The following is a 22,015-nucleotide window of genomic DNA, read 5'->3' as shown; positions in this document are numbered from 1 at the left end:
TGCCGATCACGCGAAAACTATTCGGTTGCGGTGAGCCGGCACCCTGCCTACGATTTCGACAAGCGTTAGGGAAAGGGCAGTATGCAGCAACCCAGCCGTGCCGCAGAGATCAAGGCAATCGGGATCGGCAAGAGCTTCGGCTCGTTCCGGGCGCTGGACAATCTGTCGCTCGATATCGGCCGTGGCGAGTTCCTGACCCTGCTCGGGCCGTCCGGTTCGGGCAAGACCACCTTCCTGATGATCCTTGCCGGCTTCGTGCAGCCGACCGAAGGCAGGCTGTTCAGCGACGGCGTCGACATCACCGACCGGCCGGCCGAGCAACGCGCCGCCGGCATGGTGTTCCAGGGCTACGCGCTGTTCCCTCATATGAGCGTCGAAGCCAACATTGCCTTCCCACTCAAGGTACGCAAGAAATCGGCCGCCGACATCAAGCGCCGTGTCGGCGAGATGATCGAACGCGTCGGCCTCAAGGGCCACGAGAAAAAACTGCCGGCGCAACTGTCAGGCGGTCAGCAGCAGCGCGTGGCGCTGGCGCGCGCGCTGGTGTTCGAGCCGGGCGTGCTGTTGCTCGACGAACCGTTTTCCGCACTCGACAAGGGCCTGCGCGGCCAGATGCAGGCCGAGATGAAGCGGCTGCACCAGGAGACCGGCACCACCTTCGTCTTCGTCACCCACGATCAGAGCGAGGCGCTGGCGCTGTCGTCGCGCGTTGCTATCTTCAACCATGGCAAACTGCTGCAGGTCGGCGCTCCCGACGAGGTCTACGACCGGCCGGACAACCGCTTCGTCGCCGAGTTCCTCGGCGAGATCAACATGCTGCCGCTGAAGGGGGTGCGCCCGGCCGACAATGGTTCGACCGGCCTCTGTGAAGACCGTGCGGTCTCCATGCACTGCAAGGCCGAACTGGTGCGCGGCGATGCAATCCTGGCGATCCGGCCCGAATACATGTCGATATCGGGCGAGGCGGCAGCCGGCGAGAACGGCATTGCCGCGACAGCCACCAACTCGACCTATCTGGGTGCTGCGACGCGGCTTGACCTGACGACACGGCAAGGCGCCAAGGTCACGGTTTCGGTGCCCAACGAGGTAGCGGCCGCGGCGCTGAGCAAGGGCAACTCCGTCTGGCTCACGTGGCCGGCGGAAAAGGGTTTCCTCCTTCCGCATGGAGGACAATGACGAACGGTGGCGAAACACGCGCACCACCGTTTTCCGGCACTATCAACGACAAAAAAGGGGAACTGACATGACACATGATACCAAAAAACAAGCCATCGAGAGCCTGTCCGTTAGGGCAGGTCGCGGCGAGATCTCGCGCCGGCAGTTCACGCAGCTGGCGGCGCTCGTTCTGGCCGGCACGCCGATGCTGCTGCGCTCGACCGGTGCCTTTGCTCAGGCCAAGGAACTGGTGCTGGTCAACTGGGGCGGCGACGCCATCACCGCCTATGACGCCGCTTACGGCCAGGCCTTCACCAAGGAAACCGGCATTACCGTCAAGATGGACGGCTCGGGTCCGACCGAAGGCGCCATCGCCGCTCAGTTCAAGAGCGGCGCGCCGACCTGGGACCTCGTCGACGTCGACCCGTTCTCGGCCATCACGCTCGGCGCTCAAGGAGCTCTCGAGCCGATCGACTATACGATCGTCGACAAGAAGAAGATGCGCGAGGGCTTTGGCTGGGAATACGCCGCCTCAACCTATTTCTTCTCCTATGTCATCGCCTACGACTCCGAGAAATACGGCAAGGACGCGCCGACCGGCATGGCCGATTTCTTCGACGTGAAGAAATTCCCCGGCAAGCGCTCGCTCTACAAATGGGGCGTGTCGAGCTGGGAGGCCGCGTTGCTGGCCGACGGCATCGCGCCGGCGTCGCTCTACCCGCTTGATCTCAAGCGCGCGCATGACAAGATCGCCGCCTTCAAGGAAAACGTCGTTGCCTATTGGGGCGGCGGCGCCGAGAGCCAGAGCGTGCTGCTCAATGGCGAGGCCTCGATGGCAATCGTCTGGTCGACGCGTGCCTCGCTGATCGAGCAGGATAGCGGCGGCAAGATCAAGTTCATCTGGGACCAGGGGCTGATCTCGCCCGGCGCGCTCGCCGTGCTCAAGGGCAATCCCGGCGGCAAGGATGCGGCGATGAAGTTCATCGCCAGCACGCAGGACCCGGAAAAGGAGCTGGTCATGTTCGACAAGCTCGGTCAGGGTCCCGCCAATCCGGCAGCCGACGCGCTGATTCCCGCCGACAAGAAGCGCATCAACCCGGTCGATCCCGAGAACATGAAGAAGCAGATCGCGCTCGACATGGACTGGTACGCAAAGAATTACGGGCCGGCGCTCGACGAATACACCAAGATCATCTCGGCCTGACCAGGGCCGGGACAGTCGGGTCGAAATGAAATCCTATCTCTCCGACAGGATGGGCGCGGCGCTGTTGATGGCGCCGCTGCTCCTGTTTCTTGTCCTGGCCTATGCCTGGCCATTCCTCGGCGTCGTCAAATGGAGCTTTACGCTGCCGACGCCGGGGCTCGGCCAGTATGAGGCGCTGCTCACCGACGATCTGGTGCAATCGGTGTTCATCCGCACGCTGCGCATCGCGGCGGTCGTCACCGTGGTTTCGGTGGCCGCCGCCTACGCCATCACCGTCGTCTGGGTGCGCGGAACCCCGGTACAGCGTCTGATCGCCGAGTTCTGCATCCTCGTTCCCTTCTGGATTTCCGTGCTGACCCGTGCCTTCGGTTGGGTGGCGCTGCTCTCCAATCGCGGCCTGATCAACACCTGGTTGCAGGCGATCGGCTTCATCTCCGAACCGCTGGCGCTGGTGCGCAACGAATTCGGCGTCATCGTCGGCATGACGCATTTCCTCATTCCTTTCGCTGTTTTTCCGCTGGCATCGGCCATGCGCAGCCTCGACGACCGCGTGCTCCTGGCGGCGCGCGGGCTCGGCTCCAGCCGCATGCGCACCTTCTGGACCGTGTTCGTACCGATGACGCGCTCCGGCATCATCGGCGCGGCGATGATCGTGTTCGTTTTCTCGCTCGGTTTCTTCGTCACCCCGGCGATCCTCGGTGGTGGCCGTAGCGTCATGATCGCCGAGCTGATCTATCTCAGGATATTCCAGAGCCCGGATTGGGGTCTGGGTGCGGCGATCAGCGTCGTGCTGGTGCTGTTCGTCGGCGCGCTGATGGCGCTTTTGTTCCGCTATGTCAGACCGAAGCAGTTGATCTGATGCCGACCTACCGCCCCGGTCCCGTCTCGCTGATCATCGCCGCCTTCGTGGCGCTGTTCCTGCTGATGCCGCTGCTTGCAGTCATCCCCGTCTCGCTGACGCCGAGCCGCATGCTGGCCATGCCGTCGGGCGAACTGTCGCTGCGCCACTACCGGGCGCTGATCGAGGATCCGCGCTGGCTCCAATCGATCCTGCTCAGCATTCGCATCGGCATCGTCAGCAGCGCCTTTTCCACGGTGCTTGCGCTGTGTTTCAGCCTCGGCGTCTGGATGTTCCAACCGCGCTTCACGGCGGCACTCGTCGGCTTCGTGCTGCTGCCGATGGTGGTGCCGCCCGTGGTCTCGGCGATCACGCTCTACTTCCTTCTGACCTCGATCTCGGGCTTCAGCTCGTTCTTCGGCTATGACACCTGGCTTGGCGTCGCCATGGCCCATTCGGTGATGACCGTGCCCTTCGCCACCGTGCTGATGCTGGTCTCGCTCAGCCAGCTCGACCGCCGCATCGACCTTGCCGCGCGCGGCCTTGGCGCAACTGTCTGGGAGCGCGCCACGCGCATCATCATGCCCAACATCAAATTCGGCATCGTCACCGCGGCGTTGCTGTCGTTCGTGCTGTCCTGGGAAGAAATCGGCGTCACCCTGTTCATCACGTCGGTCAATGCCATCACGCTGCCCAGGCTGATGTGGATGGGCCTGCGCGACAACATCGACCCGGCGATCGCGGCCCTGTCGGTGATCCTGATCATCATCACGGTGCTGGTGCTGGCGGTGCGCAGTTTCTTGGCCAGGCAGGCTTCGGGCTAGCCCATCGCGCGGCGGATTGTCCTGGACAGGCTGGCAAGGAATGCCGGTCTGGACGATGCGTCGAGCTTCCACGACAGGACCGCCATGGCCATTTGCCGCGGCAGCATGCCGACCGACAGGAACCAGGCGGCAAGCACGGCACGGCGGCGCAGGGACGCCGTCATTTCGAGGCTGGCGACGGCGCCCGCCGCCGCGAGCGCCAGCCGGGAATCGTCGGCCACGGGGTGCCGGTGCCTGTCCGCGCAGAGCGACGCCAGCCGTTCTTCTAGGTGGACCGGATCATGGCGAACAACGTCTTCCGGCACGACGGTCAGGCCCGCCTGCGATGCCTGGTCCGACAGCGCCTCCATGCGGTGGAAATCGTGCTCTACCCGCCAGCGTGCCCGCTCGGCGAGCTTTTCACCGAAAACCGAATGGTTGGCGCCGTGGATCCGGTAGGCGCCGACACATTCGTCGATCGACTGGACGTGGCCATAGAGCGGCGCCAGCGTCGCAAGATAGCCGTCGGCGCCCTGTCGGAAATCCGTTTCCGGAATCGGCATGATCGATTCCAGGATCGTCCGGTCAAAGGCCAGCCCGCTGGTCACGGTCGTCTGGTAGCGCCCCTTGTGCAGCAATTTCGGCATGACATCGCCGCTGTCGAAGGGCAGTTCCGGCCGCGGAAAGACGTCCTTGATGCGTTGCCGGTCATCGACGATGTGCAGTCTTGATTGCACCTGGGCGGTTGCCTCGTCCCAGGTGTCGACGATTGTGGAGACGGCTTCCGGATAAAGATAATCGTCGGCGTCGAGGAAGAGAATGATTCTGCCCGAGCTCGCGGCAAAGCCTGTGTTGAAAGCGGCCGCATGCCCGCCATTCTTTGGTCGCGGACAAGCGACGATCTTGTCGCCATAGGATTCCATGATGGTCGTGGAATTGTCCTGCGATGCATCGTCGACGACGATGACTTCGACGTCGTCGTGGTCCTGCTCCAGGGCGCTGTCGATGCTGCGCTCGAGGAACCGCGCGTAATTGTAGTTCGGAATAATGATGGAAACCGGGATTTTGTGGGACTGCATCGCATTCGACCTCGCATCTTGCTTTGGTTTCGGCAAAATCCGCTCGTGGGCTGCTTCCTCTTCAAGCTGGCTCCGTGAGTTTCCCGAGGAAAGCGCCCGCCTTTTCGTCGGGAGGCGGATCACGCCTCTCTTTCGCGACTTCATGCACAGCCGCCATTGCCTTCGAGGATCGCGGTGGCCGACTGGGTCAGGTGTGTCGCTGGCCGGTAAAAGCTCCGACGCCCCGGCCATAGATCAAGCGCGACGGAAATGGCATCGTGTTCGGTCGCAGCGGGACCGAAGCGGACGCCCTGAAGGCATGTCCGATACTGGCCTTCGAATGCGGCTGGAACAAGCCCCCATCCGAAAATTGACGTGCGGACGCGTCGCCAGGCAATGTCAGGCGAACCAGACAAACCTCACTGAGATGACGAATCGCCATCGCCTCAGCGTGTCGAATGGCTATATCTGTCAAAACATGCAGGACGCGGACAGGCTTGCGAAAAGCGATGATCGGCAGCGCAACGGCTAGAGGGAAGAACGATGACGGCGTCCGGCGATTTGCAGCAGGCATTGTTCCAGAGACTGCGAAGCGATGCATCGCTGTCGGCGCTGCTGGGCGGCGCCGGATTGCTCGAGCAGCCAGCCGACAATGCCGCCTTTCCCCACGTGACTTGTGGCCAGACCAGTGCCTTCGACTGGGACACCGGCGCCGAGAACAACGACGATCAGTTGATCACGCTGCATGTCTGGTCGAAGGCCCAGGGCGAAGCTGAAACGCTTGCCATCATGGATGCCATCAAGGCGCGCCTCGCCGATGCGGTGCTGGTGATTGGTCCTCGCGGCCAGACACGACTGTCGCTCGAATTCACCGAGGCCCGCCATGACGAGGATCTGCTCGTGCATCACGGGCTGCTGCGTTATCGCGCGATAACGCAGGAAAATGCCTGATGCGCTTTCAATATGGTCGAAACGGAGTCTAGACTGGACCTTCGCGGGATTTCGCCGGGTTGGGGCGGTGAAATCTCAGGTTGACTGTCTCGCGTTGCAGGGGTGTGGCGAGGATGTTTTCGGCGGCGTTCACTGTTCATTTCACGTTCAGCACCGATGCGTTACAACGCCGACTATGAAAACGCTTCGCTCCCACTTCCGAACCGCGACACTGGCGCTTTGTGCTGCCGGGCTGTTTGCGTCGCAGGCGATGGCGATGCCGGTCGTAGCGCCTGATCAGGCAAGCCCAATGGTATTGGCGGCGGCCGATTGCTACGCCATCGGCCAGCAGGTTGCCGAACAGAATGGCGGAACGCTGGCCAAGGCTTCGCAGTCGACGCGCGGCGGCCAGCCGGTTTGTGTCATCGTCGTGCTCGTTCCGGGCAAGGACGGACAACGTCCGCGCCGTTCCGAAATCATCGTCCCGCAAAACTGATCCACTCTTCCAACTTAAAGGCCTCCGTTTCCCAGGCCGCCGGAATCGGCCTATATCTGACCCTAGTTCTTCAACAGGTATCGAACTCCGCATGCGCGTACTCGTCGTCGAGGATGACAAGGATCTCAATCGGCAGATATCGGATGCGCTGGTCGATGCCGGCTATGTCGTCGACCGTGCCTTCGACGGTGAGGAAGGTCATTTCCTCGGCGACACCGAGCCCTACGACGCAGTGGTGCTCGACATCGGCCTGCCGCAGATGGACGGCATCAGCGTGGTCGAGCGCTGGCGGCGCGGCGGCCGCAAGATGCCGGTACTGATCCTGACGGCGCGCGACCGCTGGAGCGACAAGGTCTCCGGCATCGATGCCGGCGCCGACGACTATGTCACCAAGCCGTTCCACATCGAGGAGGTGCTGGCGAGGCTGCGGGCCTTGATCCGCCGTGCTGCCGGCCATGCCTCGTCCGAACTGACCTGCGGGCCGCTACGCCTCGACACCAAGGCATCGAAAGCCGACGTCGACGGCGTGCCGCTCAAACTGACGTCGCACGAATTCCGCCTGCTTGCCTATCTGATGCACCATATGGGCGAGGTCGTTTCGCGGACCGAACTGGTCGAGCATCTCTACGATCAGGATTTCGATCGCGATTCCAACACCATCGAAGTCTTCGTCGGGCGGCTGCGCAAGAAGATGGGCATCGACATGATCGAAACCGTGCGCGGCATGGGCTACCGCATGCGTGAGCCGGAGGCGTAACTCGGAACCGCTCAAACCAACCGCAAGGACGCCGCTTTCGCTGCGTTTGTGGCCGCGTTCGCTGACGTTCCGCGTCATCGCCTTTTCCACGGTCTGGGCGATCGTGACGCTCGTTGTCATCTTCACCCTGATCACCACGCTCTACCGCCAGGCCAGCGAGCGCGGTTTCGACAGCCTGCTTTCGGCGCATCTGTTCAACCTGATCGGCTCCATCGGTATTTCCGACAGCGGTGCGCTCACCGGCGCGCCCGACCTCGGCGACCTGAGGTTCTCGGAGCCGAATTCGGGCTGGTACTGGTCGGTTGAGCCCGCTTCGGAAGGTGTGCATGGCGATCTCCACTCGTCGTCGATGACCACGACGATCCCATCGCCAAGCGTTGCGGATGTGCCTTTCAACGCCAGCTTCCAGCGCAGCTATCCGGCCGAAGGCATCGATGGTGAGCAACTCGAAGTGTTCGAGAGCGAATTCGTTCTCGATGCCAAGAACCGCGCCGCGCGCTTCCGCGTCATGGGCAACCAGAGCGAACTCGAACAGGAAATCGCCACCTTCCAGCGCCGCCTGCTGACCTATCTCTCGTTGTTCGGCGTCGGCATGATCGCCATCAATGCGATCGCCATCCTGCTCGGCCTGCAGCCGCTGCGCCGGGTCAGGAACGCGCTTGCCATGGTGCGCGAAGGCACCGCGCAGAGGCTCGACGGCCGCTTCCCGGCCGAGATCGAACCGCTTGCCAACGAGACCAATGCGTTGATCGAAAACAACAGGCGCATCGTCGAGCGGTCGCGAACCCAGGTCGGCAATCTTGCCCATTCGCTGAAGACGCCGCTCGCGGTGCTGCTCAACGAGGGCCGGGCACTTGGCGGCGCCAAGGGACAGCTGATCGCCGAACAGGCCGCTTCCATGCAGAAGCAGGTCGAGCACTATCTGCAACGCGCCCGCGTCGCCGCGCAACGCGACAGCGTCGTCTATCGCACGCCGGTGGCGCCGCTGGTGCAGCGCATGGTGCGGGTTCTGCAGAAGCTCAACCCGCGGACAAATCTGTCGCTGTCGCTGCCGGCGACCGAGATCGTCTTTGCCGGCGAGCGCGAGGACCTTGAGGAATTGCTGGGCAATCTTCTCGAAAATGCGATGAAATGGGCAAAGAGTTCGGTGCTGGTCTCGGTCGTGCCTTTGACCGGCAAGGACGATCCGGCCGGCCTGTTCGAGATCGGCATCGAGGATGATGGCCCGGGCATTCCCGAGGACAAGGCGCGCGAGGCGCTGAAGCGCGGACGGCGCCTGGACGAGACAAAGCCCGGAACAGGTCTGGGGCTGGCCATTGTCGCCGACCTCGTCAACGAGTATGGAGGCATTCTGGCGCTCGAACGGTCCGGCATGGGCGGATTGAAGGCGGTGGTGCGATTGCGGAGCCTTCAATAATGCTTAGCCCAGCGACCAGCGGCCAAATTTCCGACAAATATCAACACTATGGCCACGCCGACTTCTCCGGTGACGCGGCCCCCGGCTCATCCATAACAGGCTCCAACTCAAGAAAACCGGTTGTTGGCATGAAGATTCGCGTCGCGCTCGTTTCCGCATTGCTGGCCGTTTCCGGCTGCACCACCTTGGGCGGAAAGGGACCTACCGTCGCGCCGACACCGGCCTCGACGCCACCTTCCAGCGGCAAGGTAACCACGACGATCATCTCGGCGATGGGCGGTGGTCTCGTCGGTGGATCGATGGGCGCCAGCCTCAGCGAGGCCGAGAAGCGCAGTGCGCTCGAGGCTGAATACAAGGCGCTCGAATATACGACCAGCGGCCAGAAGGTGACGTGGAAGGGCGCCCAGGCTTCGCGCTACGGCGAGGTGGTTCCGGCGCAGCCCTATCGCGTTGGTTCGCAGGACTGCCGCCAGTACACACAGACGGTGTTCACCGGCGGGGCCGGGGTGACGGCGCGCGGGACCGCTTGCCGCAATGCCGATGGCAGCTGGACGCCGCTGACCTGACGACCGTCTGCCGGCGGCAGGCTCCGAACTCAGGTTAACAAGGACCTGACGACAGCCAGTTCGGCGGTGTCGGCAGCTTTTGTGCCGGTCGCTTCTCAGGATAGGAATTTTTTCTTGACCCCGTGCCCTCAGTTATGGTACATATTTACCTATGGTGCTGATTTGCGCCAGTGACCCGCCGCTCAGGCGGGTTTTTCGTCTAATACTCCGTCAGCCAACGCGCCGGCGAAGGCTCCGAAGGAACCCGTTAACCCGCGTCCCCGTCAAAGCGTCGCAGGATGCATGTGTTGGCAGGGCAGGGCTCCGCCTTTATTGGAAGTACCATGCTGTTCTGGGTCATAGCCGCAATCCTCACGCTGGGCGCAAGCCTGGCGGTGCTGCTGCCGCTGGCCGGTGGCTCGAAGAGCGCGTCGTCGAGCGGCGATCACGATCTCGAAGTCTATCGCGACCAGTTGTCCGAGCTTGACCGCGACGCCGCACGTGGCTTGATCCAGCCGGCGGAAGCCGCCGAGGCGCGCGCCGAGATCGCTCGCCGTATCCTTCGCATCGATGGTTTGGCCGGCAAGACGCCCGTTGGCCGAGCCTCGGTCGCGGCAAGGCTGGTGGCAACCATGGCCGTGCTGGCGGTCCCGCTGGTCAGCTGGGGCCTTTATGTCAAGCTCGGTTCTCCCGACCTGCCGTCGCAACCGCTCAGCGAGCGGTTGGCCAAGAATCCGGCCGACAGTTCGGTTGACGAACTGGTCGCGCGGGCGGAAGCCCACCTTGCCGCCAATCCTTCCGACGGCAGGGGATGGGACGTGCTGGCGCCCGTCTATCTGCGCATGCAGCGCTTTTCCGACGCGGTGGCCGCCTATCGCAACGCCATTCGCCTCGACGGCGACAGCGCTGTTCGCCGGGCCGGTCTCGGCGAGGCCATCGCCGGAGCGGCGGGCGGCATTGTCTCGGCCGATGCCCAGGATGCTTTCGAGGCGGCCCTGAGGCTCGATTCGGCCAATGCGAAGGCGAGCTTCTATTTGGCCATGGCCTTGGCGCAGGAGGGCCGCGCCAAGGAGGCGGCCGCGGCCTGGCGAGCGCTGCTGGGCAGATTGCCGCCGGAGTCGCCATGGCGCGGTGCGGTCGAGCAGGCGCTGGCCAAGTCCGGCAGCCCCGAAGTCGCGTCCGGTGGCGCCACCAATGGTCCCGATGCCGGCGATATCGACGCCGCATCCTCGATGTCGCCGCAGGATCGGGAAGCCATGATCAACACCATGGTCGCCGGCCTCGACGACAAACTGCGACAAAATCCGCGTGATGCGGAAGGATGGATGCGGCTTGTTCGTTCCTACGTCGTGCTGGGCAAGGCCGATCAGGCGCGTGAGGCGCTCGGTCGCGCCATTGCCGTCTTTGGCGCCGACAGTGACGAAGCCAGGAAATTCACCGCCTTTGCCGCCTCGCTTGGCCTGACGGCGACGGAGTAGAACAAGACATGACGCGCAAACAGAAACGATTGTCGGTGATCGCCGGCGGGCTGGCTTTCCTGGGCGCTGCCACCGGGCTGACCTTCTACGCGCTTGGCCAGAAGGCGTCCTATTTCTACATGCCGGCCGATCTGACCACCGCCAGTGTCCAGCCAGGCCAGCGCATCAGGCTGGGCGGGTTGGTCGAAAAGGGCACGATCCAGCGCGAGCAGGGAGCGACGGTCGCCTTTTCCGTCACCGACACGCACAAATCGGTCAAGGTCACCTACACCGGCATCCTGCCCGACCTTTTCCGCGAGGAGCAGGGCGTCATCACCGAGGGCACTTTCGGCCCGGACGGGGTTTTTGTTGCCGACAGCGTGCTGGCCAAGCATGATGAGCGCTACATGCCCAAGGAAGTGGCCGACGGTCTGAAGGCAAAGGGCGTCTGGCAGGAGAGCAAGAGTGAATAGCTCTGGCACGAGAGCAACAGTCCATGGTTGAAACCGGCCATTTCGCCCTGGTCCTGGCGTTTGCGCTGTCGCTGGTGCAGACGATCGTGCCGGTGTTTGGCGCCCGCCTGAACAACCAGCGCCTGATGGCCGTCGGTGGCCCGGTTGCTGTGACCGGCTTCGCCCTGACGGCGCTATCCTTCGCAGCACTTGCGAGCGCCTATGCGAGGTCCGATTTCTCGGTGGCGAGCGTGTGGGAGAACTCGCATTCACTGCAGCCGCTGATCTACAAGATCACCGGAACCTGGGGCAATCACGAAGGCTCGATGCTGCTCTGGGTGTTGATCCTGACTTTCTTCGGCGCGCTTGTCGCGGCCTTCGGCTCCAACCTGCCGGCGACGCTGCGCGCCAATGTGCTTGCCGTGCAAGGCGCGATCGGCGCTACCTTCTTCCTGTTCATCCTGGCGACGTCCAATCCCTTCATCCGGCTCAATCCAGCGCCGATCGAGGGCCGCGATCTCAACCCGATCCTGCAGGATCTCGGCCTCGCCATCCACCCGCCGCTCCTCTATCTCGGCTATGTCGGCTTCTCGATCTGCTTTTCCTTCTCGGTCGCGGCCCTCATCGAAGGCCGCATCGACGCGTCCTGGGCGCGCTGGGTGCGGCCGTGGACGCTGGTCGCCTGGATGTTCCTGACCGGCGGCATCGCCATGGGATCGTATTGGGCCTACTATGAGCTCGGCTGGGGCGGTTTCTGGTTCTGGGATCCGGTCGAGAACGCCTCCTTCATGCCGTGGCTGGCCGGCACCGCACTGCTGCACTCGGCCATCGTCATGGAAAAGCGCTCGGCGCTGAAGATCTGGACGCTGCTGCTCGCCATCCTGACTTTTTCGCTGTCGCTGCTCGGCACCTTCCTGGTGCGCTCGGGCGTGTTGACCTCGGTGCACGCCTTCGCCACTGATCCGACGCGCGGCGTGTTCATACTGTGCATCCTGACGCTGTTTATCGGCGGCTCGCTGGCGCTGTTTGCGCTGCGCGCTTCTCGATTGACAGCCGGTGGCCTGTTCCATCCGATTTCGCGCGAAGGAGCGCTTGTCCTCAACAATCTGTTCCTGACCACGGCGACCGCGACCGTGCTCGTCGGCACGCTCTATCCGCTGGTCGTGGAAGCTTTTTCGGCCGATAAGATCTCGGTCGGCGCGCCATTCTTCAACCTGACCTTCGGACCGCTGATGGTGCCGCTGCTTCTGGTGGTCCCGTTTGGGCCGCTGCTGGCCTGGAAGCGCGGCGATGTCTTCGCCGTCGCACAACGCCTGATGGTGTCGTTCGCCGCGGCGCTCCTGGCAACGCTGGTCACCGCCCTGTTCATCGACGGCGCCTCGGTGTTCGCGGCCTTGGGTGTCGGCCTTGCCGTCTGGCTGATCCTTGGCGCGCTTACCGACCTCGCCGTCAAATCCGGATTTGGCAATGTTGCGGCGGGAATCATGGTCAGGCGCCTGCTTGGCTTGCCGCGCTCGGTTTTCGGCACCGCCTTCGCTCACCTTGGCCTTGGCCTGACCACGCTCGGCATCGTCGGGACGCTTTGCTTCGGCACCGAGAAGATCCTGTCGATGCATGCCGGCGAGACGGTCGAACTGTCCGGCCATACGCTGCGTTTCGTCGGGCTTTATCCGGCCCAGGGACCGAACTACGCCGAGAACCGCGGCCGCTTCGAACTGATCGGCGTCAGCGGCAGTCCTGTTGGCGAAATCAGCTCCGCCAAACGATTTTATCCGGTGCGGCAGATGACGACGACGGAATCCGGCATCAGAACGATGGGCCTCTCCCAACTCTACATTTCGCTCGGCGACGAGGGCAAAGACGGCTCGGTTGTGGTGCGTCTGTGGTGGAAGCCGCTGGTGACGTTGATCTGGGGCGGCGGCCTGGTGATGATGGCGGGTGCCGCCATGTCGCTGATGGACCGGCGCCTGCGCGTCGGCGCGCCGTCGCGGCGGCGCAAGCAGGCCGTGGCCTCCGCTGGTGTGCCATGAGCACGAGACTTTCGCTAACCTCGATTGTCCTGCTGCTGGCGCTGTTCTTTGCCGGCACGGCGTTGGCGGTGAAGCCCGACGAGATGCTGGCCGATCCGGCGCTGGAAGCGCGGGCGCGGGCGCTGTCGGAAGGCTTGCGCTGCATGGTTTGCCAGAACCAGTCGATCGACGAATCCGATGCTGACCTTGCCCGCGACCTGCGCGTCCTTGTGCGCCAGCGCCTCGTCGCCGGCGATACCGACCAGCAGGTGATGGACTATGTTGTCTCGCGCTATGGCGAGTTCGTGCTGCTGAAGCCGCGTTTCGACCTGCGAAATGCGCTGCTTTGGGGCACGCCTGTCCTGCTGTTGCTGGTGGGCGGCGTTTTCATCGTGCTGACCGCGCGGTCCCGCCGCACGCTGGCGACCAATGCGTTGACCACTGAGGAACAGGCGGCGCTGGACAAGATACTAGGCAATTAGCTCGGCCATTCCTCCGAGGGCCAGTCCTGCGACGTGTGAATGACGCGCAGGATAACGACGCTCTGACGGCCAGCGATCGGGCGCAACTCATAGGCAATGATGTAGGGCAGGCGGCCGATGAGCTTCTCATAGGTGCCTGTTACTCGGCCTGGCCGGCCCGTCGCCATATCACCAAGGCCCCGGCCCATTTCACGAATACGATCCGCTAGGCGTCGGGCGGCTGCAGGATTGTCCTGAGCGATAAAGGCAACTTGCTGCTTAAGATCGTCCAGCGCTTCTCGCGACCAGGCGACGAACCGCTTCACGCCTTGCCCGAGCGCCTGGCTTCCGCCGATTCGATGACCGCGTTGATTTCCGCCATGGCATCGTCGTGAGGCACGACACGGCCAGCCGCCGCGTCTTCCATGCCGCGTTTGATGCCTTCAATGATATCGAGTTCGCGATCGACGTAGGCCGAGACCGCCTCGGCGGCGAGGAACGATTTGCTACGCCGGGTGTCGGTGGCGATCCGCTCCAGCTTCAGCTTGGTTTCGGAAGAGACCCGGATGGTCATGGTGGTGCTTGCTGTCATTTATGAAAGCCTTGTGGTGGGCTGTGTACAAGATAGTACATCGGACCATCGCAGCCAAGGGGTTTGTGCGTCCCCTGACCCAAACATTACCAAAGTTTCATGTGTCGGAAATGGCGCTGTAATGTGCGCCTCTCTAATTCTCCTCCCCGAGGATGCCGATCAGCAGCGTCCATTTGAAAGAGGATACGAAATCCATGAATATTGCCCCCAATTCATATTCCGTCACCCGCAAGCGCCTCCTGGCTGCCGTCGCGTCGATCGCCGTGGCAGGTGCGATCGGTGTCGGCGCGCTGACCAGTGGAACCAGCCCTGTTCTGGCAGACGCCGTGCGCGTCGAGGCGCCGCAGGTGCCGGGTTTCGCCGACGTCGTCGAGCGCGTTTCTCCCGCCGTTGTCAGCGTCAAGGTCAAGGCCAAGATCAGCCCGGCGGCAGACGACGGCTCCGACCAGTCCGACGATCAGGACGGCATGAACAACCTGCCTGACAATCCGCAGTTGCGGCGCTTCTTCAGGGAATTCCGCGGCTTTGGCGATCAGGACGGCCAAGGCGGCAACAGGCGTTTCAGCCACCGCGACCACAACAACGACCAGCCGCGGCCGGTTGCTCAAGGGTCGGGCTTCTTCATCTCCGATGACGGCTATCTCGTCACCAACAATCACGTCGTTTCGGAAGGCTCGGCCTTCACCGTGGTGATGAATGACGGTAAGGAGCTCGACGCCAAGCTGATCGGCACCGACGCGCGCACCGATCTCGCCGTGCTCAAGGTCGACGGCGTCGGCAAGTTCACCTATGTCGACTTCGCCGACGATTCCAAGGTTCGCGTCGGCGACTGGGTGGTGGCGGTCGGCAATCCGTTCGGTCTCGGCGGCACCGTCACCGCGGGCATCGTCTCGGCCCGCGGCCGCGACATCGGCGCCGGCCCCTATGACGACTTCATCCAGATCGACGCTTCGGTCAACCGCGGCAATTCGGGCGGCCCGACCTTCAACCTCAACGGCCAAGTCGTCGGCATCAACACCGCGATCTTCTCGCCGTCTGGCGGCAGCGTCGGCATCGCCTTCGACATCCCCGCCTCGACCGCCAAGCAGGTCGTTCAGGACCTGATGAAGAGCGGTTCCGTGCAGCGTGGCTGGCTCGGGGTCGAAATCCAGCCGGTTACCTCCGAAATCGCTGAATCGCTCGGTCTGAAGTCCAACAACGGCGCGCTGGTTTCCAGCGCCCAGGACGACGGTCCCGGCAAGAAGGCCGGCATCACGGCCGGCGACGTCATCACCCAGGTCGACGGCAAGGACGTTGCGTCGCCGAAAGAACTGGCGCGTCTGATCGGTGCCTACTCGCCCGGCAAGTCGGTCGACGTCACCGTGTGGCGCGACGGCAAGAGCCAGGCGGTCAAGGTCGATCTCGGCAAACTGCCCTCGAGCGACAAGCAGGCTTCGAACGACCAGCAGCAGCCCGCCGCTCCGGTCAAGCCCGACACGCTGGCCGATCTCGGCCTGACCGTCACCAAGTCGGAAAACGGCAAGGGACTGGTGGTGACCGACGTCGATCCCGACAGCGATGCCGCCGATCGAGGTATCCAGCCGGGCGACGTCATCACATCAGTCAATTCGACCGAAGTGAACGGCACCGACGACGTCACCAAGGCGATGACCGATGCAGTCAAATCCGGCCGCAAGGCAGTGCTGATGCAGATCACTCGCGACGACACCAATCGTTTCGTCGCGCTGCCCGTCGCCAAGGGCTGACGCCGGCTCCGGGACCGGAGTTCGGTTTCGGAGGCTGTTCGACTTTTCCAGTGCGGCAGTTTCAAACACCCCCGAGCCGCCGCACGGGAAGCATGGAGGAGGGCGCGTTAGTCAGTCATCGTGCTCTCCCCCGGCGGCAGCGGGCTTCCCATCGCCCGCTGCCGCACAATTCAAAAGCCCTTCAGCGGTCTGATGCAGCGACATTGGGAGCGAGGACTTTACCGCGCACGGCTATCGGATGATCTTGATCGCGATGCGCTTGGCAAAGGCCACAATGCAGATGTCTGCCACTCAACCTTCCGGCGAAATCGCGTATAACAGCCCTATGAAGATTCTCGTCATAGAAGACGATCGCGAGGCTGCGGATTACTTGCAGAAAGCCTTTACCGAGGCCGGCCATACCGCGCATGTCGCCGGTGACGGTGAAACCGGCTTCGCGCTCGCCGATGCCGGTGACTACGACGTGATGGTCATCGACCGGATGATGCCGCGCCGCGACGGCCTGTCGGTCATTGCCGGTCTGAGATCCAGGGGCAACACGACGCCGGTGCTGATCCTGTCGGCACTCGGCGAGGTCGATGACCGGGTTACGGGCCTGCGCGCCGGCGGCGACGATTATCTGACCAAACCTTATGCTTTTTCCGAACTTCTGGCCCGCGTCGAGGTTCTCAACCGCCGCGCCAGCGCCAAGGAAGCCGAAACCGTCTACCGCGTCGGCGATCTCGAACTCGACAGGCTGTCGCATTCGGTCCGTCGCGCGGCGCGTGAGATTACGCTGCAGCCGCGTGAATTCCGTCTGTTGGAGTATCTGATGCGGCATGCCGGTCAGGTGGTGACCCGTACCATGCTGCTCGAAAATGTCTGGGACTATCATTTCGATCCGCAGACCAACGTCATCGACGTCCATATCTCGCGGCTGCGCGGTAAGATCGAGAAGGGCTTCGACAAGCCCATCCTGCACACGGTTCGCGGCGCCGGCTATATGCTGAAGAGCGGCTAGCAGCAGCATGGCCCTTTCCGTGCCAGCCATCATGAAGACGACGGCAGCGCGGCTTTCGGCGCTCTACCTCCTGCTCTTCGCGCTCTGCGCGGTGGCGCTCGTCTTCTACATGACCTCCCTGTCGGCGCGCATGCTGACCGCGCAGACCCAGGACACCATCAATGACGAGGTGCTCGGTCTGGCTCGCGCCTATCAACGCGGCGGCCTGCCGGTGCTGGTGCGTGTGGTCGAGGCGCGCTCGCGCCAGCCCGGCGCAAACCTCTATCTGATCGCCGACGCCAACGGCCAGATCCTGACCGGCAACGTGCAGAGCCTGGAGCCGGGCGTACTCGAAACCGAAGGCTGGACCTCGAGCCCGTTCTCCTATCAGCGCTTTGGCGAGGGAGAGCTCGAGCGGCAGCGCAATCTGCAGACTGACCAGGGCACCCCGCCATCCGATCAGAGCGATACGCAGGTGCAGGGCGAGAAGGGCCACAACGCCATCGCGCTGGTACTTCGCCTGCCGAACCAGATGATCATGCTGGTCGGCCGCGATCTGGGCGAACCGGAGCGGTTTCGCGCTGTCATTCGCCGCGCCCTGATGCTGGCGCTGGGCATGATGGGGCTTGGCGGGTTGCTGATCTGGTTCTTTGTCGGCCGCGCCGCGCTGAAGCGCATCGACAGTGTGTCGGAAGCCAGCCGCCGCATCATGGGCGGCGACCTGTCGGGCCGGCTGCCAGTGACCGGCACCGGTGACGAGTTCGACCGGCTGTCCGAAAATCTCAACGTCATGCTGGCCAGGATCGCCACACTCAACGAAGGCTTGAAGCAGGTTTCCGACAACATCGCGCATGATCTGAAAACGCCGCTGACCCGATTGCGCAACCGGGCCGAAGCGACGCTTTCGGGTAAGCACAAGCCCACCGACTACCGCCAGGCGCTGGAAGGCACCATTACCGAGTCCGACCAGCTGATAAAGACCTTCAACGCCATCCTGATGATCTCTAGGCTGGAGGCTGGCTACTCCTCGGAGAACACGGACCGCGTCGATCTGGCGGAGGCCGTGCGCGATGTCGTCGAGCTCTATGAGCCGGTAGCGGAGGAGGCGGGGGTGTCGCTCAAGGCAGACGTGCGGGAGGCGGTCTTCGTCAACGGCAACCGCGAACTGATCGGCCAGGCGCTATCCAATATCGTCGACAACGCCATCAAATATTCGACCGACGCCAATGCCAAGCCGGCCGTGCGCGTGGCACTTGGGCGGGCCGGTGCGAACATCCGTCTGTCGGTTACCGATAATGGCCACGGCATTCCCGACGATAGCGACCGCGCCCGCGCGACGGAACGTTTCGTGCGGCTGGAGAAGAGCCGTTCGCAGCCGGGCTCCGGCCTTGGCCTCAGCCTTGCCAAGGCCGTCATGACTTTCCACAACGGCCGGCTTGATCTCCTGCCCGGCAATCCCGGACTATCCGTGGTCATGAGTTTCCCGGCACGGGAGGATCACTGATGGGCACGGCTGTGAGGGCGACAGATTGGCTGCTGAAGCCGGCGATCAGCCTGGCTCCGTTGGACGAGGACCGTTCGCGGCAGGAACTGGCCGGGATCGCTTCAGCCGCAGGCGAACAAGGGCTGACGCGGCTGGCCAAGTTCCTAGCAGGCAAAGGGCCAGCTCAGGACTTCCTCGCCGCGGTCTTCGATCTGTCGCCGTTCCTGCGCGATACCGCACGCCGCCGGCCGCAAATCCTGGACGGGCTGTTCGACCAGACGGTCGAAGATCGGCTGAAGGCGATCGGTGCCGCCGTCGACCAGGCGCATCTGGCCGAAGCGGTGTCGGAATCCGGGCTGATGATGGAACTGCGCCAGTGCAAAGCCGAGGCGCATTTCCTGATCGCGCTGGCCGATCTTGCCGGCGAAGCCGAAACGGCGCTGACGGTGCGGCGGCTGAGCGATCTTGCCGATCGCTGCACCCGTGCGGCCGTCGACTTCCTGCTGCGCGATGCGCATAGCCAGGGCAAGCTCAAACTGCCGGATCTCGACAACCCGTCGAAGCAATCGGGCTGGATCCTGCTCGGCATGGGCAAGCTTGGTGCGCATGAGCTGAATTTCTCCTCGGACATCGATCTCGTGGTTTTCTTCGATCCGGAAGCGCCCGCCGTCGTTGACCCGCTCGATGCCACCGAGCTGTTTTCGCGGCTGACGCGCCGCCTGGTACGCATCCTGCAGGACCGCACCGAGCACGGCTATGTCTTCCGCACCGATCTGAGGTTGCGCCCCGATCCCGGTTCGACACCGCTGGCGATCCCGGTCGAAGCCGCATTGCGCTACTACGAGGCGCGCGGCCAGAACTGGGAGCGCGCCGCCATGATCAAGGCGCGTCCGGTGGCTGGTGATCTGGCCGCGGGCGCTGCCTTCCTCAAGGAGTTGCAGCCCTATATCTGGCGCAAATACATGGACTACGCGGCAATTGCCGACGTCCATTCGATCAAGCGCCAGATCCATGCCCACAAGGGACATGGCGAGATCGCGGTCAAGGGCCATAACGTCAAGCTCGGGCGCGGCGGCATCCGCGAGATCGAGTTCTTCGTCCAGACCCAGCAGCTTATCGCCGGCGGCCGTTTCCCGGAACTGCGCGGGCGCGAGACCGTGCCGATGCTCGGCCAACTCGCCGCACGCAGCTGGATCACCGCCGATGCGCGCGATGCGCTAGCTCGCCAATACTGGTTTCTGCGTCGGGTCGAACACGCCGTGCAGATGGTTGCCGACGAGCAGACGCACACGCTGCCGGAAGACGATGAGGGGCTTGAGCGCATCGCCCGCATGCTGGGCTTTGTCGATGCTGCCGCCTTTGCCCTGGCGTTCCGCGCCTCGCTGCAGCAGGTCGAACGCCACTACGCGGCACTGTTTGAAACAGCACCCGAACTTTCAACCGGCATCGGCAATTTGGTCTTCACCGGCGATGTCGACGATCCCGATACGTTGCAGACCTTGCACGGCCTCGGCTTTCTGCGCCCAAGCGACATCTGCCGCGTCATTCGCGGCTGGCATTTCGGCCGCTATCGCGTCACCCAGTCGGCGGAAGCGCGTGAGCGGCTGACGGAACTGACGCCGGCGCTGCTGCGGGCGTTCGGCCAGACGCGCCGGGCCGACGAAGCCCTGATGCGCTTCGACGAGTTTCTCGCCGGCCTGCCGGCCGGCATCCAGCTGTTTTCCCTGCTGCAGTCCAATCCGGCCCTGCTCAAGCTTTTGGCGACGATCATGGGCGCGGCTCCCCGGCTGGCGGCGATCATCACGCGCCGGCCGCATGTCTTCGACGGCCTGCTCGACCCGGCCTTGCTGACCGAATTGCCCGATCGCGCCTATCTGTCGGCGCGGCTTTCCGCCTTTGTCGAGGGCGACCGGCTCTATGAGGACGTGCTCGACCGGCTGCGCATTTTTGCCTCCGAGCAGAAATTCCTGATCGGTGTTCGGCTGCTGGCCGGCTCGATCGATCCGGCGCGGGCCGGTCGCGCCTTTTCCGATCTGGCGGATCTCACCATCGAGGCGGCGTTGCAGGCGGTGGCGGCCGAATTCGCGGCACGCCACGGCACGATTGCCGGCGGCGTGGTTTCGCTGCTCGGCATGGGTAAGCTCGGCAGCCGGGAGCTGACCGCCGGATCGGATGTCGACCTCATCCTGCTCTACGACCACGATCCCGATGCCGAGGAGTCCGATGGCGACAAGCCGCTGGCGCCTTCGCATTACTACACCCGCATGACGCAGCGGCTGATCGCGGCCGTGTCCGCGCCGACGGCGGAGGGCGTGCTCTACGAGCTCGACCTGCGCCTGCGGCCATCCGGCAACAAGGGGCCGGTGGCCACCCATATCGATGCCTTCAAGAAATACCAGCGCCAGGAAGCCTGGACCTGGGAGCACATGGCGCTGGCCCGCGCGCGCGCCATAGCCGGCGACGCCAGCCTGTGCAGTGAGGTTGAAGCGGAAGTGGCGGCGGTGCTTGGCCAGCCGCGCGACGCTACAAAGGTGATGGCCGAGGCCTCGGACATGCGCGCCATGATCGAAAAGGAAAAGCCGCCGCGCGATCTGTGGGACATCAAGCTGATCTCCGGCGGCCTGATCGATCTCGAATTCATCGCCCAGGTGGCTGTCATCACCGGGCAGGTAGGCGCCGGGCCGCGCGTTACCGGCACGGCCGAGATCCTGTCGCGTCTGGCACCGGGCTTTGCCGATGCCGGGGTCAGGCAGGAGCTTGGCGACGCCTACGCGCTCTATCTGGCGCTGACCCAGATGACGCGGCTGTGCCTTACCGGAGCCTTTGAGCGCGACGACGTTCCGCCGGGGCTTTCGGATCTGCTTCTGGCGGTGACCGACCTGCCGGATTTCGGTGTGCTGGAAGCACATCTCAAAGAGACGTCGCAAAAGGTCAGGAAGGACTTTGATCTTTTGCTCCGTACGCGATGACCGCGACGAGCGGCTATCCCGGCTAGAGCATCGGACCCAAAAGTGGAAACCGGTTTTGGGAAAATCCGATGCTCAAACAAAGAGACAGAGCGGCAACTGGATCGAAGATCCGCCGCTCTGGCATCGGGGGTGACGATGCAACAGGAGAAGACCATGAGAAAGACGACCAAACTTGCCCTTGCCTTCGTAGCCTTGGCCGGCGCCGTCGGCACCACGGCCTATGCCGAAAACAATGCCAGCGCAAAAATGCGCGAAGGCACGATGATGCGCCTCGACAAGGCGATGAGCGCTTCCGATGGCACCATCAACTTCGACCAGTTTTCCGACGCCATGAACGCTCGGCTGAAGAAGCTCGTCGCCGACAATGGCGGCAAGCTGACCGTCGCTCAGCTAGCCGATGCGCTCGAGAAGGCGCGTTTCGAGCGGATGGCCAAGCGCATCATCGCCCGCTACGACACCAAGGGCGATGGCACGCTGACGTCAGACGACATCGCCAGTCGGGAGAAGAAGGTCTTCGCCATGCTCGACAAGAACAACGACGGCAAGATCGAGAAGCGCGAACTGCCCAAGGGCGGCCGCTTTGGTCGTCACCGTCAATGGGGCGACGACGGCGAAGACGGCGGCATGGAGTGAGATCCGATGCAGGCTCCGGCGATCTCAGTCGG

21 protein-coding genes are annotated in these 22,015 nt (G+C 63.6%); 18 read left to right on the top strand and 3 right to left on the bottom strand.

What is annotated here, in order from left to right; all coding sequences use genetic code 11:
- The first annotated feature begins 81 nt into the window (after nt 1-81).
- From ACSQ3L_RS24535 to ACSQ3L_RS24520, 4 genes are all read left to right on the top strand, one after another.
- Nucleotides 82-1,176, top strand: a complete 1,095-nt coding sequence (locus ACSQ3L_RS24535) for an ABC transporter ATP-binding protein (RefSeq protein ID WP_436162252.1) — start codon at nt 82-84, stop codon at nt 1,174-1,176.
- A 67-nt stretch (nt 1,177-1,243) separates the two neighbouring features.
- Nucleotides 1,244-2,359 (top strand): ABC transporter substrate-binding protein, encoded by a 1,116-nt coding sequence (locus ACSQ3L_RS24530; RefSeq protein ID WP_436162251.1) that lies wholly within the window; start codon nt 1,244-1,246, stop codon nt 2,357-2,359.
- A 25-nt stretch (nt 2,360-2,384) separates the two neighbouring features.
- Nucleotides 2,385-3,218: an ABC transporter permease gene (locus ACSQ3L_RS24525; protein WP_436162250.1), complete on the top strand. Its 834-nt coding sequence runs from the start codon at nt 2,385-2,387 to the stop codon at nt 3,216-3,218.
- Entirely contained in the window at nt 3,218-4,021 is an 804-nt protein-coding gene (locus tag ACSQ3L_RS24520) for an ABC transporter permease (protein ID WP_436162249.1), read from the top strand. The genes ACSQ3L_RS24525 and ACSQ3L_RS24520 overlap by 1 nt, the downstream gene beginning before the upstream one ends.
- Here ACSQ3L_RS24520 and ACSQ3L_RS24515 read toward each other — a convergent pair.
- A complete protein-coding gene (locus ACSQ3L_RS24515; protein ID WP_436162248.1) occupies nt 4,018-5,079 on the bottom strand; it encodes a glycosyltransferase family 2 protein in 1,062 nt (353 codons plus the stop codon). The genes ACSQ3L_RS24520 and ACSQ3L_RS24515 overlap by 4 nt on opposite strands.
- A gap of 522 nt (nt 5,080-5,601) precedes the next feature.
- Between ACSQ3L_RS24515 and ACSQ3L_RS24510 the strand changes: the two genes are divergently transcribed.
- From ACSQ3L_RS24510 to ACSQ3L_RS24470, 9 genes are all read left to right on the top strand, one after another.
- Nucleotides 5,602-6,009: a DUF3168 domain-containing protein gene (locus tag ACSQ3L_RS24510; protein WP_436162247.1), complete on the top strand. Its 408-nt coding sequence runs from the start codon at nt 5,602-5,604 to the stop codon at nt 6,007-6,009.
- A 175-nt stretch (nt 6,010-6,184) separates the two neighbouring features.
- Entirely contained in the window at nt 6,185-6,484 is a 300-nt protein-coding gene (locus ACSQ3L_RS24505; protein WP_436162246.1) for a hypothetical protein, read from the top strand.
- 91 nt (nt 6,485-6,575) lie between these two features.
- On the top strand, nt 6,576-7,241 hold the full coding sequence (locus ACSQ3L_RS24500; protein WP_023812809.1) for a response regulator transcription factor: 666 nt from the start codon (nt 6,576-6,578) through the stop codon (nt 7,239-7,241).
- Nucleotides 7,225-8,658 (top strand): ATP-binding protein, encoded by a 1,434-nt coding sequence (locus ACSQ3L_RS24495; protein WP_436162245.1) that lies wholly within the window; start codon nt 7,225-7,227, stop codon nt 8,656-8,658. Before ACSQ3L_RS24500 ends, ACSQ3L_RS24495 begins: the two co-directional genes overlap by 17 nt.
- A 128-nt stretch (nt 8,659-8,786) precedes the next feature.
- Nucleotides 8,787-9,224, top strand: coding sequence for a hypothetical protein (locus ACSQ3L_RS24490; protein ID WP_436162244.1), 438 nt, complete (start codon nt 8,787-8,789; stop codon nt 9,222-9,224).
- Between the two features lie 323 nt (nt 9,225-9,547).
- A complete protein-coding gene (gene ccmI / locus ACSQ3L_RS24485) occupies nt 9,548-10,681 on the top strand; it encodes a c-type cytochrome biogenesis protein CcmI (RefSeq protein WP_436162243.1) in 1,134 nt (377 codons plus the stop codon).
- Nucleotides 10,682-10,689: 8 nt separating this feature from the next.
- Complete coding sequence (gene ccmE, locus ACSQ3L_RS24480) at nt 10,690-11,133, top strand: cytochrome c maturation protein CcmE (protein ID WP_292185892.1); 444 nt, start codon at nt 10,690-10,692, stop codon at nt 11,131-11,133.
- Between the two features lie 23 nt (nt 11,134-11,156).
- Nucleotides 11,157-13,142 carry a heme lyase CcmF/NrfE family subunit gene (locus tag ACSQ3L_RS24475; protein ID WP_436162242.1) on the top strand — a complete coding sequence of 662 codons (1,986 nt, stop codon included), beginning with the start codon at nt 11,157-11,159 and terminating at the stop codon, nt 13,140-13,142.
- On the top strand, nt 13,139-13,603 hold the full coding sequence (locus ACSQ3L_RS24470) for a cytochrome c-type biogenesis protein (RefSeq protein ID WP_436162241.1): 465 nt from the start codon (nt 13,139-13,141) through the stop codon (nt 13,601-13,603). The genes ACSQ3L_RS24475 and ACSQ3L_RS24470 overlap by 4 nt, the downstream gene beginning before the upstream one ends.
- Here ACSQ3L_RS24470 and ACSQ3L_RS24465 read toward each other — a convergent pair.
- Both ACSQ3L_RS24465 and ACSQ3L_RS24460 read right to left on the bottom strand, forming a co-directional pair.
- Nucleotides 13,600-13,908, bottom strand: coding sequence for a type II toxin-antitoxin system RelE/ParE family toxin (locus ACSQ3L_RS24465; protein ID WP_436162240.1), 309 nt, complete (start codon nt 13,906-13,908; stop codon nt 13,600-13,602). The two genes, ACSQ3L_RS24470 and ACSQ3L_RS24465, sit on opposite strands and share 4 nt — an antisense overlap.
- The gene (locus ACSQ3L_RS24460; RefSeq protein ID WP_436162239.1) at nt 13,905-14,174 is read right to left on the bottom strand and encodes a CopG family ribbon-helix-helix protein; all 270 of its coding nucleotides are present in this window, start codon (nt 14,172-14,174) and stop codon (nt 13,905-13,907) included. Before ACSQ3L_RS24460 ends, ACSQ3L_RS24465 begins: the two co-directional genes overlap by 4 nt.
- Before the next feature lie 194 nt (nt 14,175-14,368).
- Here ACSQ3L_RS24460 and ACSQ3L_RS24455 point away from each other — a divergent pair, with 194 nt between their 5' ends.
- The 5 genes from ACSQ3L_RS24455 to ACSQ3L_RS24435 all read left to right on the top strand — a co-directional run bounded on the left by ACSQ3L_RS24455 (nt 14,369) and on the right by ACSQ3L_RS24435 (nt 21,983).
- A complete protein-coding gene (locus ACSQ3L_RS24455; protein WP_436162238.1) occupies nt 14,369-15,919 on the top strand; it encodes a Do family serine endopeptidase in 1,551 nt (516 codons plus the stop codon).
- Nucleotides 15,920-16,244: 325 nt separating this feature from the next.
- On the top strand, nt 16,245-16,919 hold the full coding sequence (locus ACSQ3L_RS24450; RefSeq protein ID WP_378923024.1) for a response regulator transcription factor: 675 nt from the start codon (nt 16,245-16,247) through the stop codon (nt 16,917-16,919).
- Nucleotides 16,920-16,926: 7 nt separating this feature from the next.
- Nucleotides 16,927-18,402, top strand: a complete 1,476-nt coding sequence (locus ACSQ3L_RS24445) for an ATP-binding protein (RefSeq protein ID WP_436162237.1) — start codon at nt 16,927-16,929, stop codon at nt 18,400-18,402.
- Nucleotides 18,402-21,350: a bifunctional [glutamine synthetase] adenylyltransferase/[glutamine synthetase]-adenylyl-L-tyrosine phosphorylase gene (locus ACSQ3L_RS24440; protein ID WP_436162236.1), complete on the top strand. Its 2,949-nt coding sequence runs from the start codon at nt 18,402-18,404 to the stop codon at nt 21,348-21,350. The genes ACSQ3L_RS24445 and ACSQ3L_RS24440 overlap by 1 nt, the downstream gene beginning before the upstream one ends.
- Before the next feature lie 153 nt (nt 21,351-21,503).
- Nucleotides 21,504-21,983 carry a hypothetical protein gene (locus ACSQ3L_RS24435; RefSeq protein ID WP_436162235.1) on the top strand — a complete coding sequence of 160 codons (480 nt, stop codon included), beginning with the start codon at nt 21,504-21,506 and terminating at the stop codon, nt 21,981-21,983.
- Nucleotides 21,984-22,015: the final 32 nt, after the last annotated feature.

This window comes from Mesorhizobium sp. LjRoot246 (assembly GCF_964254115.1).
In the GTDB taxonomy this organism is placed as follows: Bacteria; Pseudomonadota; Alphaproteobacteria; order Rhizobiales; family Rhizobiaceae; genus Mesorhizobium.
This window is presented reverse-complemented; position numbering and strand designations above follow the sequence as displayed.

What these genes read in the sequence shown, in the direction of transcription:
- ACSQ3L_RS24520 (WP_436162249.1), top strand. Translation starts at nt 3,218, where the DNA reads ATGCCGACCTACCGCCCCGGTCCCGTCTCGCTGATCATCGCCGCCTTC.
- ACSQ3L_RS24455 (WP_436162238.1), top strand. Translation starts at nt 14,369, where the DNA reads ATGAATATTGCCCCCAATTCATATTCCGTCACCCGCAAGCGCCTCCTG.
- ACSQ3L_RS24500 (WP_023812809.1), top strand. Translation starts at nt 6,576, where the DNA reads ATGCGCGTACTCGTCGTCGAGGATGACAAGGATCTCAATCGGCAGATA.
- ACSQ3L_RS24445 (WP_436162237.1), top strand. Translation starts at nt 16,927, where the DNA reads ATGGCCCTTTCCGTGCCAGCCATCATGAAGACGACGGCAGCGCGGCTT.
- ACSQ3L_RS24525 (WP_436162250.1), top strand. Translation starts at nt 2,385, where the DNA reads ATGAAATCCTATCTCTCCGACAGGATGGGCGCGGCGCTGTTGATGGCG.
- ACSQ3L_RS24505 (WP_436162246.1), top strand. Translation starts at nt 6,185, where the DNA reads ATGAAAACGCTTCGCTCCCACTTCCGAACCGCGACACTGGCGCTTTGT.
- ACSQ3L_RS24535 (WP_436162252.1), top strand. Translation starts at nt 82, where the DNA reads ATGCAGCAACCCAGCCGTGCCGCAGAGATCAAGGCAATCGGGATCGGC.
- ACSQ3L_RS24470 (WP_436162241.1), top strand. Translation starts at nt 13,139, where the DNA reads ATGAGCACGAGACTTTCGCTAACCTCGATTGTCCTGCTGCTGGCGCTG.
- ACSQ3L_RS24440 (WP_436162236.1), top strand. Translation starts at nt 18,402, where the DNA reads ATGGGCACGGCTGTGAGGGCGACAGATTGGCTGCTGAAGCCGGCGATC.
- ccmI (WP_436162243.1), top strand. Translation starts at nt 9,548, where the DNA reads ATGCTGTTCTGGGTCATAGCCGCAATCCTCACGCTGGGCGCAAGCCTG.
- ACSQ3L_RS24475 (WP_436162242.1), top strand. Translation starts at nt 11,157, where the DNA reads ATGGTTGAAACCGGCCATTTCGCCCTGGTCCTGGCGTTTGCGCTGTCG.
- ACSQ3L_RS24450 (WP_378923024.1), top strand. Translation starts at nt 16,245, where the DNA reads ATGAAGATTCTCGTCATAGAAGACGATCGCGAGGCTGCGGATTACTTG.
- ACSQ3L_RS24460 (WP_436162239.1), bottom strand. Translation starts at nt 14,174, where the DNA reads ATGACAGCAAGCACCACCATGACCATCCGGGTCTCTTCCGAAACCAAG.
- ACSQ3L_RS24435 (WP_436162235.1), top strand. Translation starts at nt 21,504, where the DNA reads ATGAGAAAGACGACCAAACTTGCCCTTGCCTTCGTAGCCTTGGCCGGC.
- ACSQ3L_RS24530 (WP_436162251.1), top strand. Translation starts at nt 1,244, where the DNA reads ATGACACATGATACCAAAAAACAAGCCATCGAGAGCCTGTCCGTTAGG.
- ACSQ3L_RS24515 (WP_436162248.1), bottom strand. Translation starts at nt 5,079, where the DNA reads ATGCAGTCCCACAAAATCCCGGTTTCCATCATTATTCCGAACTACAAT.
- ACSQ3L_RS24490 (WP_436162244.1), top strand. Translation starts at nt 8,787, where the DNA reads ATGAAGATTCGCGTCGCGCTCGTTTCCGCATTGCTGGCCGTTTCCGGC.
- ccmE (WP_292185892.1), top strand. Translation starts at nt 10,690, where the DNA reads ATGACGCGCAAACAGAAACGATTGTCGGTGATCGCCGGCGGGCTGGCT.
- ACSQ3L_RS24510 (WP_436162247.1), top strand. Translation starts at nt 5,602, where the DNA reads ATGACGGCGTCCGGCGATTTGCAGCAGGCATTGTTCCAGAGACTGCGA.